The sequence below is a fragment of the Mesorhizobium sp. M4A.F.Ca.ET.020.02.1.1 genome (assembly GCF_004022645.1).
Classification (GTDB): Bacteria; Pseudomonadota; Alphaproteobacteria; order Rhizobiales; family Rhizobiaceae; genus Mesorhizobium.
The window spans coordinates 1-14,034 of the sequence record NZ_RZOI01000079.1 but is presented as its reverse complement, the minus strand read 5'-3'; the positions used below and the strand labels follow the sequence as shown (position 1 = coordinate 14,034).

At 62.7% G+C, this 14,034-nt stretch carries 13 protein-coding genes; 10 read left to right on the top strand and 3 right to left on the bottom strand.

Annotated elements, in window-relative coordinates; genetic code table 11:
- Together EN742_RS08320 and EN742_RS08315 are read left to right on the top strand one after the other, a co-directional pair.
- On the top strand, positions 1 to 543 hold a 543-nt coding region (locus tag EN742_RS08320), incomplete at its 5' end, for an ROK family protein (protein WP_128332660.1).
- A 124-nt stretch (positions 544 to 667) separates the two neighbouring features.
- Positions 668 to 1,555, top strand: coding sequence for a Gfo/Idh/MocA family oxidoreductase (locus EN742_RS08315; RefSeq protein WP_348628240.1), 888 nt, complete (start codon positions 668 to 670; stop codon positions 1,553 to 1,555).
- 9 nt (positions 1,556 to 1,564) lie between these two features.
- On the opposite strand, the gene EN742_RS08310 is transcribed toward EN742_RS08315, so the two are convergent.
- The 3 genes from EN742_RS08310 to EN742_RS08300 all read right to left on the bottom strand — a co-directional run bounded on the left by EN742_RS08310 (position 1,565) and on the right by EN742_RS08300 (position 3,990).
- Positions 1,565 to 1,834: a hypothetical protein gene (locus EN742_RS08310; protein WP_126056137.1), complete on the bottom strand. Its 270-nt coding sequence runs from the start codon at positions 1,832 to 1,834 to the stop codon at positions 1,565 to 1,567.
- Between the two features lie 105 nt (positions 1,835 to 1,939).
- Positions 1,940 to 2,758: an SGNH/GDSL hydrolase family protein gene (locus EN742_RS08305; protein ID WP_127405942.1), complete on the bottom strand. Its 819-nt coding sequence runs from the start codon at positions 2,756 to 2,758 to the stop codon at positions 1,940 to 1,942.
- Between the two features lie 317 nt (positions 2,759 to 3,075).
- Entirely contained in the window at positions 3,076 to 3,990 is a 915-nt protein-coding gene (locus EN742_RS08300; RefSeq protein WP_128332659.1) for a LysR family transcriptional regulator, read from the bottom strand.
- A gap of 112 nt (positions 3,991 to 4,102) precedes the next feature.
- On the opposite strand from EN742_RS08300, the gene EN742_RS08295 reads away from it, so the two are divergent.
- From EN742_RS08295 to EN742_RS08260, 8 genes are all read left to right on the top strand, one after another.
- Positions 4,103 to 4,741, top strand: a complete 639-nt coding sequence (locus EN742_RS08295; RefSeq protein WP_127405944.1) for a DsbA family protein — start codon at positions 4,103 to 4,105, stop codon at positions 4,739 to 4,741.
- A gap of 37 nt (positions 4,742 to 4,778) precedes the next feature.
- Entirely contained in the window at positions 4,779 to 5,387 is a 609-nt protein-coding gene (locus EN742_RS08290; protein ID WP_127405945.1) for an NAD(P)-dependent oxidoreductase, read from the top strand.
- A gap of 229 nt (positions 5,388 to 5,616) precedes the next feature.
- Positions 5,617 to 6,255: a response regulator transcription factor gene (locus EN742_RS08285; RefSeq protein ID WP_127399949.1), complete on the top strand. Its 639-nt coding sequence runs from the start codon at positions 5,617 to 5,619 to the stop codon at positions 6,253 to 6,255.
- Between the two features lie 361 nt (positions 6,256 to 6,616).
- Positions 6,617 to 9,586 carry a DUF5801 repeats-in-toxin domain-containing protein gene (locus EN742_RS08280; RefSeq protein WP_128332658.1) on the top strand — a complete coding sequence of 990 codons (2,970 nt, stop codon included), beginning with the start codon at positions 6,617 to 6,619 and terminating at the stop codon, positions 9,584 to 9,586.
- A gap of 119 nt (positions 9,587 to 9,705) precedes the next feature.
- Positions 9,706 to 11,472, top strand: coding sequence for a type I secretion system permease/ATPase (locus EN742_RS08275; RefSeq protein ID WP_127405377.1), 1,767 nt, complete (start codon positions 9,706 to 9,708; stop codon positions 11,470 to 11,472).
- 100 nt (positions 11,473 to 11,572) lie between these two features.
- A complete protein-coding gene (locus EN742_RS08270) occupies positions 11,573 to 12,904 on the top strand; it encodes an HlyD family type I secretion periplasmic adaptor subunit (RefSeq protein WP_127405378.1) in 1,332 nt (443 codons plus the stop codon).
- A 222-nt stretch (positions 12,905 to 13,126) separates the two neighbouring features.
- Positions 13,127 to 13,390, top strand: a complete 264-nt coding sequence (locus EN742_RS08265) for a hypothetical protein (RefSeq protein WP_126056144.1) — start codon at positions 13,127 to 13,129, stop codon at positions 13,388 to 13,390.
- On the top strand, positions 13,375 to 14,034 hold a 660-nt coding region (locus EN742_RS08260; RefSeq protein WP_210214439.1), incomplete at its 3' end, for a DUF5801 repeats-in-toxin domain-containing protein. The genes EN742_RS08265 and EN742_RS08260, both read left to right, overlap by 16 nt.

Here is a 14,034-nt window from a genome sequence, read left to right as displayed (position 1 = left end):
ACAATCACCGGCGAAAGCGACCGCTGCTTCTGCGGCGCCATCGGCTGCTTCGAGGCGGTCGCCTCGGGAACCGCGCTCGGGCGCCGGGCGACACGGCTGACAGCGCCCGGCGACGGATCGCTGCTCCGGCGCCTTGCCAAGGACGGCGACATCTCAGCTCGCCATGTCGTCGAGGCCGCGCGGACGGGCGACGCGACCGCCCGCCAGCTGGTCGAGGCGGAAGCCAGATGGCTCGGCATCGGCTTCACCAATCTCCTGCATCTCTATTCGCCGGACCTGATCGTGATGGGCGGCGGCCTTTCCAATGGCTTCGACCTTTTGGCGCCGGGGATCAGGGCGACGGTCGAGGAGCGCGCCATGCAGGCCTACCGCGACGTGCCGATCGTGCCGGCCGAACTCGGCGACCGGGCGGGCCTGGTCGGCGCGGCCAGCCTGATCCTATGGGAGGGCGAGCCCGGCACGGCGCTGGCGATGGTGCAGAACGAGGAGACGAAGAACGGCGCCGGAGGACAGACCGGCGCCAGGGAGGCAAGACAAGGCTGAGCCCAAGCAGCGCGGCGCTCGCAAATATGGAGCCGCCGAGCAGACACGTCCCTTCGTCATTCCAGGGCGAAGCAGGAGCGAAGCGACGTCGCGAAGACCCTGGAATCCATGCCGTAACTTCGAAGTGTTGCTACTGAGCAGAATTCTGCTCCGCCGCTCTTCGCCCGGGGTCGCGGCATGTGCCGCGATAAAGGCCGACAAGCACATTCTTTTGGAAAAGCCCGCCTGCCTGACGGTGCGCGAGATCGACGAACTGCTGGCGCTGAGCAAGGATTACGCCAGGACCATCTTCGTCGGCTACATGCGGCGCTACGCGCCGGCCTATCTGGCGGCGCGCGAGGAATTGCCCACCCACGCCGACATCACCCATGTGCGCATCTTCGACCTCATCTCGGAAGGCCGGCATTTCCTGAAGAAGAGCCAGAACACACTCTACCCCACCGACATCGATCCGGCGATCCTGGCGCGCGGCGCCAGGGAGCGCGAGGCGCTGATCCGCGAGGTGGTGGGGGCCGATGCGTCCGCCGACCTCGTGCGCGCCTATCGCGGGCTGACGGCGCTCTCCTCGCACCACATCTCGGCGATGCGCGGACTGCTCGGCGAGCCGGTCCGGGTGGTGGCGGCGCACCGCGCCAATGGCGGCGCCAACACCAGCGTGACCTTCGACTACGGCCACTTCGCCTGCCTCTATGACGCCGTCGTCGACGAGCTCGGCCTGTTCGACGCCATGATCGAGGTGCGCTCGAACACCAAGCGGGTCCGCATCATCTATGACACGCCCTATATCCGCAGCCTGCCGACGCGGCTGGAAGTGACGGAAGCCGGCCCGCTCGGCCCGGTGACGAAGGCGTTCGGCCCGCTCTATGGCGACGCCTTCTGCAACGAGCTCGAAACCTTCCACCGCCACATCACCAACGGCACCAGGCCGCTGACCGACCTCGCGGACTCGCGCCGCGACCTGGCGCTGATGGCGGAGATCATCGAGACGATGAAGGAGGGCGGTGGGCGCTGAGCGTTCCGCCTACTTGCCACAATGGTGGTCGTTGATCTTGTTCAGCGCATTCGCGTCAGGGCCGACCTGGTGGTACGAGCAGGCTCCGGCCGCCGTCGTGAACAATTGCTGGTCATAGTAGTGCGGGCCCGCGAACAGAATGTCGATGATATCGCGATGCGCGGGAACGTAGCGCTCGGATTCGGCCCGATGGTCGCGGCTTCCCGCGAAGGCCGAGGCGGAGATGCCACAGACTCCAGCGAAAACGAGGGCGCAGATCGCAAGGCGTTTCGTCGTCATCGGCAAACCCTTCTGGCCGTTGGAATTCCCAGCATACATCCAAAATCGCCAGCCGGACAAAAGTTCCCTGAGCGGCATTGCCAGATCGGGAGCCGGCGCTCCTGACTAGATTCTGCCAGGGAAGTCAGCGGCGAGGCGCCTTCGAAAGACATCGGCGAATTTTTCGAAGGTAGCCTCGGTCGGGTGAAGTTCGTTGGCCCACTCGCTTGGGCGCGTGATTGTTCCCTGCGTATCGATCAAATGAAATCTGTTCGAGGCCTTGCTCGCCAATTTGGTCAACAGTGTCTTGAGAAGTTTCAATGCGTCCGCCACAGCCTGCTTGTTTGCAGCCATATTGGTTTGCCCGCTGAAGTCAAAACTCGGTTTGAGCCAGGGCCCGACACCGGGAAATGGGGGAGAGCTGCCGTCCGGAACGGCAAAGTCGTAACAATGTCCGTAGATCGGGACACCATGGGCGTATTTGTTGCGAAAGTCGAAAAGCTCCTGGTAGGAAGCTTCGATCATGCCCAGCGCTTCTTGAAGACGTGCCCTGTTCAGCGGCCTTCCCGCCTGCACATCATTGATGAATATGCAGAATTGATCGCCGGCTATGTCGTTGCCTCCCGCGGAGATCAGGATCGCATCCGGCTTTCCTCGGGCTCCCCAGTTCGCTTTGTTTTGCAATTGTTCCTTCATGCGTTTCTGTTTCGGGAGCGCCAGCTCATCGACCGACGTATCCCCCCAATGTGCGACCGACAGGATGAACGGCTTCGGCCTCCCTATCTTGCCAAGTTTGACGATGATGTCCGTGTCTCGGCAAAGAGGGCCATTGTCGACCAATGGATAATTGAACCAGGAATCACCATTTGCCAAAAGCATCAAAGGGACGACCAGCGCTGCCTTTCCGCTGGAAATTGCCGTTGACGCCCTCGCTTCGAAGGCCATTACTCTTTCCTGGTGGCGTCTGGCTCGCGCCTCTTGTTCGCTTTCGATCGCGTCCAAGAGCTTTGCCCTTGTCGCGAATAACCTTAGTGCAAGGGCATTACTGCGTTTCATAGTATCCCTCCCTACATCAGAATGCTGGAAATGACCTGTGAAATTGCGACTGAAGTTGCGTGATAAAGGCAATCATCGTCAACTCTGATTCTCTAGTAGAAGAACACGAATTGGCGAGAACAGGCGGCGGTTTCTTTTGATGGCCGCCAAGGCGACCTATTCGCTCGATGCGGCTTGCCATCAAACGAAATGACGACGTCTGCTTCTCAAGAGCCGGAGCCGCGTGACCGCCTTTTTTCCGCCGCCGCCAGAATATCGACGAAGGCACGCACCTTTGCCGGCCTGAAGCGCGCCGGCGGCATCCATGCCGTCTTTCCGCCGGCGGGCAAGGTCCAGTTGGCGAACACCTGCACCAGCCGCCCCTTGGCAATGTCGTCGGCGACGCTGTAGTCCGGAAAGATGCCAAGCCCGATGCCGGCATGCACGCAGGCATGGACGGCGGGGCTCTTGTCGCAGCTGACGACCGGGTTGAGTTCGGCCAGCACAGTTTCGTCGTCTTTAGAGAACAGCCATTGGCCGACGCCGCGCAACTGGGCATTGCCGACCCAGGGCAGCGATCTTGACTGCAGGGGGCCCACATTCGGCGGCAGCCTGGCCGCGAGCTCCGGGCTTGCGACGACAACCTGCCGGAAGGTTCCGAGACGCCGCGCCAGATTGCTGGAATCGGCCAGCCAGCCGACCCGGATGCCGAGGTCGATCTGCTCGTCGACGAGGTTGCTCACCGCGTCGTCGAAAATCGTCTCGACCCGCATCCTCGGATATTTCCTCAGATAGGCGGCGATGGTCGGCGCCACGATCTTCTCGCCATAGTCGAGCGGCGCCGTCAACCGCAGCATCCCGGTCGGCTTGTCGGCACTTCGCGCGATGTCGCCATAGGCGGCTTCCGCTTCGCGCAGGATGATGGCGGCGCGGTCGTAGAACAGACGCCCCTCCTCCGTCGGCGTGACGCGCCGCGTCGTGCGCCGCAGCAGCGTAGCGCCGAGTTCCTGCTCGAGCCTGCCGACCTGATGGCTGACCACCGCCTTGGCGACATCGAGCCGGTCGGCGGCCGCCGTGAACGACCCGGTCTCGATCACCGTGGTGAAATAGACAAGCCGGTTGAGGTTCAGAAGTTCGGCCATCGGCGAGCCATTGTCTGATTTGATCAGACAGTCTGTATGATTGATCACTATTTTTTGCAACCGGCCCAGCTGCCATCTAGGTCCGAGAGACAGACATCCGGACAAGACGGCCATGAGCAATGCAACGCTGACCTATCTTTTCGACCCGCTCTGCGGCTGGTGCTACGGCGCGACGCCGATGCTGGACAGGCTGGAAAAGAGTGGCGTGGTGCTCGAGTTGCTGCCGACCGGTCTCTTCTCAGGCGCCGGCGCGCGACCGCTGGATGCAGGCTTTGCCGCCCATGCCTGGGCGAACGACCAGCGCATCGAGCGGCTGAGCGGGCAGGTCTTCAGCCAGGCTTATGTCGACAACGTGCTGAACGTTCGCGGCACCTTGCTCGATTCCGGCGCTGCCACCCTCGGCATCGTCGCCGCAGGGCTCGACGACCCGCGCCTGCGACTTGCGGCGCTGAAGGCGATCCAGCATGCCCGCTATGTCGGTGGCCGCGATATCGTCACGGTGGACGGCGTCGCTGTTGTCCTGACGGACGCCGGCATGGCGGACGCGGCCGGCATGCTGAAGGCGCCGACGCCGAAGCTGCTGGCGGCGCATCACGATCTGGTCAGCCGTGGCCGCGCGCTATTCCAGCGCCTGCGCGCCGATGGCGTTCCCGCGCTCGCCGTGATCCGTAAAGAGGCGCCGCGCCTCATCGGCGCCAGCGCGCTCTTCGGCAGCTACGACAATCTCGTCGCCCATATCCAGGCGGCTTGACCCAGCACAGCAGTCCCCCAAGCAGAAAGGAAATGCCATGAAGATCGCCCTTATCGGCGCCTCCGGCCAGGCCGGCTCGCGCATCCTGAAAGAACTCTCCGACCGTGGCCACGCCATCACGGCAATCGCCCGCAACCCGGACAAGATCGCGAAGCTTCCGGGCGTCACCGCCAGGAAGGGCGACGTCTTCGACAAGGAAGGCCTCGCCGAGTTGATCGAGGGGCATGACGCGGTGGTGAGCTCGGTGCATTTCACCGCCAGCGATCCCGACACGCTGATTGCCGCCGTGCGCGCTTCGGGCGTCAAGCGCTACCTCGTCGTCGGCGGCGCCGGCAGCCTCGAGGTCGCGCCCGGCAAGCGCCTTGTCGACGCGCCGGAATTCCCGGCCATCTACAAGGCCGAGGCGCAGAAGGGCGCCGATTTCCTCGACACGCTGCGGACGATCAGCGATCTCGACTGGACCTTCCTGTCGCCGTCGGCCCTGTTCACCGCCGGCGAGCGCACCGGCGCGTTCCGCCTCGGCAAGGATGCGCTGCTTTCCTCCGACAACGGCAGCAGCATCTCCTTCGAGGACTACGCCATCGTGATGGCCGGCGAGATCGAGACGCCCAGGCATATCCGGCAGCGCTTCACGGTCGGCTACTGATCACCGGGCTTCGATTCCAGCGCTGAAATGGCACGCGGGCGCCGTTGCGACAGTTCGGCGATGCCCGCGGGCCCCCCCTTGGCAAGCCGGCGCTGCTTTGCATAGGCCGCAGGTCGCGGTTATAGCCGGAACTATATTAGAGGTTTCTTGACAATACGCTTAACCTCTGGTTTCATTCTTTTCAGGGATTTAGGCAAAGTTCGTTGCGTATTTTACGGACGGTGTTCGCATGTCGACGGTGGTTGTGGCGGACCCGCGGGGGGTGTATCTCGCAGGTCTGGAGTGGGTGTTGCGGAAGGCCGGGCACGATGTTGTCGCCGAGTGCCACCGCGTGGTTGACGTTCTTCCGCATGTGGAACGCCAGCGGCCTGATATTGCCATCATCGGCCTGGATTTAGCGGACCCGCAGACGGCCGGTCTTTCCTCCCGACTGAGAGCCGCCCACCGCGCCCTCGGCGTCATCTTCATCCTGCAGCCAAACGGCGGTCTCGGCGTCAAGGAGATCCAGGCGCTCGACGTTGACGGGCTGGTGCTCGACGGCATCAGCAACCGCTTCCTCGTCGAATGCGTGAACGCGGTGGCGAGCGGCAAGAAATGGATCGACAACAAGATCGTCCAGCACCTGCTGATGCCGCGGCCGCAATCCCAGCCCACGTCCAGGCTCACGGGGCGCGAGAGCGAAATCGCCGATCTCGTCTCGCGCGGCTTGCGCAACAAGACCATCGCCCAGCGGCTGCATGTGTCCGAAGGCACGGTGAAGATGCACCTTCACCACGTCTACACCAAGCTCAACCTCGGCAGCCGGTCGGAACTGGCCTGGGCGGCGCATGGCAAGGACACCGCCCATCCCGGGTCGGACCTGATCTGATCGGCCGGGACCTGATCCCGGCAGCGGTCTCGGTGTTGCGAATACCCTCCGTTCCCTGATTGCGACAGCAGGCGCAAGGCCTGCGGCAGCCCACGCTATCGAAGGATATATATCGTTCGATCAGGACGGGTATTCACCGAAATACTATCTAAGCGCGAATGGACGCACCCTCTGCAACGGCGACACAATCAAGCTAAGAAGGCCGCAATTCAATGCGCGATCTTCCTTAAATAGGGGCATAGGGGCGTCTTTCCAAAACCAGTAAACGTGGACTCCGCGTGTGTCCGAGCCGTGCGCATAACTGCTGCCGCGGTGAATACGACTTGTGGAATCAGTCAACCATCCGGAAAGGATGAATATCATGGCTACCATCAATATAAACGGCACGCTGGTCAACGACCAAACAGCCGGCGTACAATTCAATGATCCGGACGGCGACGATGTCGCTATCTCTGTCGACGCCGGGGGCGACATTTCCGGCAGTCTCGATGCTGCTTTTCTCGCCTTTCTCAACGGTCTCACGCTGTCGGACGCGCAGAAGGCATTCGCCGACTCCGCTGAGGCAGCAAGCCAGTCTGACCTCATCCAGGTGACGGCGGGAGCCAACGAAGTCGTTGACAGTCTGATATTCGCTCCGCTTACCAACGCGAATTCCGGTCTCGACACCGTCGGCGGCCAGGATATCCTCCTCACCACGTCGGCAGACGGGAAATCAGTGCTGGCGACCGCAGGGGTAGGTGGTCCCATCGTCGCGGCTTTCTACATCATCCCCGCCGACGCCGACAACTTGTCGGCCACTGTGCAGATGGTTACCTTCGAGGCAATCGCCCACCCGAGCGGTCTCGACCCTGACGACCGGGTGGACTTCAGCGACATCCTGAAGGTCCGCGCGTTGTCCCACACTGACACGCCCATCGGCGACGACATCAACGTCGACGATGACGGCCCGGACGTCAACACCAACGGGGCCGGCCCGGACCTCACCGTGGACGAGTCGTTCCTTGGCGGTGCCGGTGCTACCACAACCGGCAACTTCCTCGCCAACTTCCCGAACAGCTTCGGGACTGACGGCGCGGGCGCACTCACCTTCGCGCTCGGCATCCCCGCGGACGCCACAGACAGCGGGTTTGTCGACACGGCATCGCAGGAACACATTTTCCTGTACAAAGAGCTTGACGGTAGCATTACCGGTCGTGTCGGAGACGGTGGTCTTGCTGACGCGAACGGTGCTATCGCGTTCACGGTCAGCGTCAACACCACGACTGCCGTCGTGACGCTCACCCAGAGCTTGGCGATGGTTCACAACGTTCCGGGTAACGGGACCGTCCCGCCCGGCAGCTACGACGAAGCTATCTCGCTGGCGGCGACCCTCGTCACGCTCACCGCGCACAGCGAGGACGCTGACGGGGATGATGATTTCGCCACCCTGGACATCGGCGATAATCTCTTCTTCAAGGACGACGGCCCGAGCATCTCGGCGGGCGGTACAGAGGCGACTGCCACGGTTGACGAATCTGATCTTACAACCAACGGCACGGCCAACTTCTCGTCCAACTTCAACGGCGTTTATGGTGCCGACGGGGCCGGAACCACGACTTACGCACTGAGCGTGAGTGGGGTCGCTTCCGGTCTTCTCGACACGCTGACTGGCCAGGCGATCAACCTGTCGGTCACCGGCGGTGTCGTCGAGGGGCGTACGGCCGTCAGCAACGCGCTGGTGTTCACGGTGACCGTGGATGCCACCACCGGCATCGTGACGCTCAACCAGGACCGTGCAGTCATACATGATCCCAACAGCGGGCCGAACGACACCGAGACGTTGTTGGCGGATGCTCTGGTACAACTGACAGCGACCATCACCGACGGCGACGGTGATACCGACACAGCGGTCCTGGACATCGGCCAGAACCTTGTCTTCACGGATGATGCGCCGACGATCGTGAAGCCGTTCGACGCCGATCCCGGCACCTCAGGTATCCAAACACCGGAAACCTTGCAAAACGTCGTCGGCACGCCGGCCAGCGGGGATTTCAAGTACAGCATCGGCGCGGATGGTCGTCAGACTTACGACGCCACCCACTCTGACTTCGGTGATGCCGACCTCGTCGCGGCGGGTATCCAGCAGTTGGTGCTGACCGGCACCGTAGACAACGCGCAGAACCCGAACATCACCAATATCCAGACGGCACTCACTTCGGAGACTGCCACCAGTGCAACGTTCTCCTTCTCGTTCCACTACGACAAAGATCCGATCACAGCCAATGTGCAGGACGCGACGGCGGGTGGCACGTTGACCTTCGACAAGGTTGCGGGCACGTACTCCATCCAGTTGAATGACGTGATCGACGGGTTCAGCTTCAACGTCTTCCATTCTTCGGAGCTGTTGACGAAAGCACCTCCCGGCAACACCGGCCACCCCGAACTCGTGGTGACCGAGTTGGACGCCAACCCCAACACACCTGCCGACCACGACGGGTTCTACGTGCAGTTCACGGCGAACTCGAATCCTGCCGGCTCTCCGTTCGGCTTCAACAGCACGGGTGACGGCGCACCGAACGGTCCGCCTCTCGACACCACTTTCAACAACGGGCAGTTCGTCACCAGTGCCTTCGAGGATTGGGTCTCCGCCACGCAGTCGACCAACGGCGTTGCCGGCGACACGATCCAGAAGGGCGAACTGCTCACGCTGCGGTTCTTCAACGAGAACATTCTGGGTGACGTGAACCCCGGTGCCCCCGGTGGTGGTACCGAGAAGCTCGTGCCGACGGACTCCGTTTCCGGTCTCGCCATCAAGTTCGACGGCATCGGGAACAGCGAGGACTTGATCTTGGTCCTCAACCTGATCGACAAGGACGGCGCCGACAACATCCTCGGCAACGGGGACGACAACGCCACGACGTCAAGGTCAGTCTTCGTCCAGAACGCGGACTTCATCAAAGGCGCCGTGCCGTCCCCGTACAACTTGGAGTTCACGCTCGACAACAACGACGCCCTCGTCGTTATCGAGAGTAACGATTACAACCTCGCTGCCGGGGAAAACTACCAGATCCAAGGTGTCCAGATCATGCAATCCGGCAACGGACTCAGCGGCACAGCGATCAACCTGAACGGGGCAGTCGATAACCCGCTCACCATCGCGGTGGAGGGTGCCAGCACTGGCACGAACGCTTGGGAGGCTGCCGACAACGACGTCCTAAAGATCACGGATATCGGCTTCATCCAGACGACTTCCGGACAGATCGGCGCCGACCTCGACTTCGCGGTCAACATCCAGGACGCCGACGGCGACGCGACGGGCATCCAGCACCTGGCTGTTGAAGTCATCGCCTGACACCTGACCAAAGGGAGGCGGTTCACGCCGCCTCCCTTCTCCCATGTGAGACAATCTCGCGCCCCGCGCGAAACCGGCCCAAACCAAGGCGTCAACCCTGCACACAGGGCAGATATATCATGATGAAGCCCCCTCGCCCCTCTGCCCTGCAAGCGGTGATGAAAGAAGCCAGGCGCGCCATAAGACCGCTCATCTGGTTCAGCGGCGGCATCAACATTCTGATGCTGACCGGCGCGTTCTACATGCTCCAGGTCTATCACCGCGTGTTGGGCAGCCACAGCCTGGAGACGTTGGTGATGCTGTCGCTGATGGCAGCGGCAGCGCTCGTCACGATGGCGGGGCTGGAGGTGGTGCGCGCGCGTCTTCTGGCCAAAGTCGGGACGTGGCTGAACGCGCGCTTGGCACCGGTTCTCCTGGCCGCATCGGTTGAATACGCCGCCTCGGCACCCGGTCAGATCAACGCCCGCGCGCTGCGTGATCTCGACCAGGTGCGGAATTTCTTCACCAGCCCGAGCATCTACCCGATCCTCGACGCACCGTGGGCGCCAATTTTCCTGGGTGCCATCTTCCTCATGCATCCTTGGTTGGGCTGGCTGGCAACCTGCGGCGGCATCGTGCTGTTCGCACTGGCGTTGCTCACCGAGTACCTGACCCGCAAGCCAATGGCGGAAGCGGCAGTCGCCCAGACGCGGGCTTACATGCAGGCTGAGCAGACGATCCGCAACGCCGAGGTCGTCCAGGCCATGGGCATGTTGAATCCCCTGCTCGAGAGCTGGAAGGCCCAGCAGGACGAGGCCAACAGAGGACAATCTCTCGCCAGCAACCGGTCCAGCACCATCTCCGCCCTCGCGCGCGCTTTCCGGCTGGCCCTGCAGATGGCCGTGCTTGGGCTCGGCGCATATCTGGTGCTGAAAAACGAGGCGTCACCCGGCATCATGATCGCCGCCTCGATCCTGATGGGTCGCGCGCTGGCCCCGGTTGAACAGGCGATCGGCACCTGGAAGGCGACGATCGGGGCACGGTCCGCTTACAAGCGTCTCGCTGCAATGGCCGGTCAGCGACCGGAGGCCACACCGGCGCTGCCGTTGCCGCGCCCAAAGGGTAAGTTTGAGGCCGAGAACATCATGCTCGCCAGGCAGGGCGGCGAACCGATCCTGCGAGGCATCAGCTTCCAACTCAAGGCAGGTGAAGCGATGGCGTTGGTCGGCCCGAGCGCGGCGGGCAAGACCAGCCTGGCGCGAGTGCTGGCCGGCACTTGGCGTCCAACCAGCGGTCGCGCGCTGCTCGACGGCATGAGCGTTGCCGAGTGGGCGGCCGAGGACCGGGGTCGACATGTCGGTTATCTGCCACAGGATATCGAACTCTTCGCCGGCACCGTCTCCGAAAACATCTGCCGCTTCGCGACGCTCAATCCGGCAGTCTTCAACAACGTGGTCAAGGCCGCGGAATTGGCTGGCGTCCACGAACTGATCAAGGGGTTGCCAAAGGGCTACGCCACCGAGATCGGTGAAGGTGGTGCGGCACTGTCCGGGGGGCAACGCCAGCGCATTGGACTGGCGCGGGCGCTCTATGGCGACCCGGCGTTCCTTATCCTTGATGAGCCTAACTCCAACCTCGACCACGAGGGCGAGCAAGCGCTGGCTACAGTCATCGGCGGGCTCAAGGCGGCAGGTGCGACCCTGATCTTGATCTCGCATCGGCCGAGCATCTTGGAAACGGTTGACAAGGTGTTGGTGCTCAACCACGGCGCACAAGACCTATTCGGGCCGCGTGACGCCGTTTTCGGTGAACTCGCCAACCGCGCTCGCAGGGTGACCCAGATGCCAAGAGCAACCCCGAAGGTGGTCAAAGACGTGCAAGACACCCAAGAGGCAAAGGAAGCATGAACCCAACGAGGTGCCGGTCTTGCAGTCTTTGTTGTGAGTTACCAGCGCTCGTTGAGTTCGACAAACCGATGACCATGTTCGGCCCAGTGAGGAATTATCGATGAACGTCGTTCCGCTGCCCGTCCCGCCGCCATCCCTGCTGACACCGGTACCCCTGCGTCTCGCGGGCGTGAAATGGACCGGGTTCGCGATCATGTTCCTGTTCTTCGGCGTGGCCGGGGGCTGGGCGGCGCTGGCACCATTGGACAGCGCCGCGGTGGCACCGGGCGTTATCAAGGTCGCCGGCGACCGCAAGCTCATCCAGCATCTCGAGGGCGGCATCATCGCGGAGTTGAACGCCGCCAACGGCGATATCGTCAAGGCCGGCAAGGTGCTCATCCGGCTCGATAACACACAGGCAACCGCGCAGCTTGACCTGATCCAGAACCGGATAGCGACGCGTGAGGCGCTGGCCGCGCGTCTCAGGGCCGAGCGCGACGGCAAGGCCGAGATCGAGTTCGATGCCGCGTTGCTCGCCAACCCCGCCAGCGCAGCAAGGGACGCCGTGGCCGCACAGCGCGACGTGTTCGCCGCCAAGCATCACAATTTGAAGGACGAGCGGGAAATTCTCAGCCAGCGCCGTCACCAGATCGAGGAAGAGATCACGGGACTGCAGCAGCTTATCGTCACCGAGGACAAGCAGATCGAGGCGATCGAGGGTGAGACCAAGGACCTGGAGAGCCTGCTGGCGAAGGGGCTGACCACCCGCGAGCGGAACCTGTCGCTCAAACGACAACAGCGGGAGATCGAGGGCGAGCGCGCTACCAACGTCGCAGCAATCGCTCGTGCCAGAAGCGCCATGGCCGAGATCGACATGCAAATCCTGAACCTCAACACAGTGCGGCTGAACGCGGCCGTCGATGAGCTGAGCAAGGTCGAGGCGGAGCTGTTCGACCTCAGACAGCAGGAGCGCTCCGCCAGGGACGTGCTGGCCCGCACCAATATCGCGGCGCCGGTCGACGGCATCGTCATGGACCTGAAGGTTCACACGGCGGGCGGCGTCGTGAAGCCCGGCGAGACATTGATGACGGTGGTGCCGCTCGGACAGCAACTCGTGGTCGAGGCCATGGTCAGACCCGAGGATGTCGAGACGATCGCCCCCGGACAGCCCGCGCGCGTCAGCTTCCCGGCCTTCGCCCGCTACAGCCTGCCGCCTCTCGAGGGCGTCGTGGAGATCGTGTCGGCTGACCGCATGGTGGAGGAGCGTAGCGGGGCACCGTATTTCGCCGCGACCGTTTTGATCGACAGAACAGAACTCGCCAAGCTGGAGGGTCGTAAGCTGCTGCCCGGCATGTCGAGTGAGACGATGATCCGGACGGGTGCTCGCACCGTGCTTTCCTACCTCGCCGAGCCGATCACGCAGAACTTCCGCCGGGCGATGCGGGAAAAATAGCCGTAGGCCGCCCTTCTCGCGCCTCGACTTACCGAACGATAGATATCGTTCGATAGGTAGGGACATTGACCATAATACTATCGAAGCGGGAATAGACCGGCGCTCGCCATCGGCGGGACAATCAGGGATTCGAAGGCCGCGATTCAGAGGGCGGTCTTTCCTTTGGATGGGGCCCCTCAGGAATCGATCTTTCGCCTGGGGGTACATTTCGGCAGAACAGCAATGTCGATCACCTCGATTCTCGACGACGAGGCCGTCAACGACCGGAAGACCGCGCTACAAACCGGCGACAACGTCGACGACGCTTTGACGGACACCGATGTTGCAGACTCCTCGCAGCCCGCTTCGTTCCGAACCTGTGTCGAGACGAACCTCGGACTGAACTCCGCGCTCCCCTACCGGCGCCGGCGTTGCGACCGCCGAACGGCAGGTTCCCCAGCAATCTTCACGATAATCTCTAGGAGGCTCTCATGGCGCTTTCCGTAACGCTCACCGGCACGACCGTTACCCTTGACGAAACGGCCGGCTTGCAGAATGACGATACCAACACCGCCTTGCCGACTGCGTTCTCCAGTCGGCTGACGGCACTCGGCGCTGACCCGGCCACCGCGATTAATGCAGCGGTGAGCAACGGCAACGTCATTTCCATCAGCGGCGTCACGGGCTCGGTCGGCAACATCGCCTTCACCGATTCTAGCGGCGGCGCGCTCGACGGTGACTCGAGCGGTCTCTTTACCAACGACGGCGAAGAGATCTTTCTTTTCACGGACACGCAGAACGACAACATCGTGCTCGGCAAGACGTCAGCAGGCGCCATCGCCTTCGCGGTTTACCTCGAGGAGACCGGGAGCCCGGTCAGCGGCGGCAAGTTCTGGAGCATTCAGTACGAGGCGCTGGAGCATCCGGACGCCACCAACCCCGATGACTCCATCGACCTGGACGGCAATCTCAAGGTCTCGGTCAGTGAGGAGATCAACTTCGCCTTCGCCGGGGCACCCTCCGGCAGCAACCTGTTCATGATGTTCGGCAATCCGGCCTCCACCCAGATCGTGGTGATCGGGAAGGACCCGCTCGATCAATCCGCCGGCGGCAACATCACAACCAAGGATGTGCTTAATATCAGCCAGGCC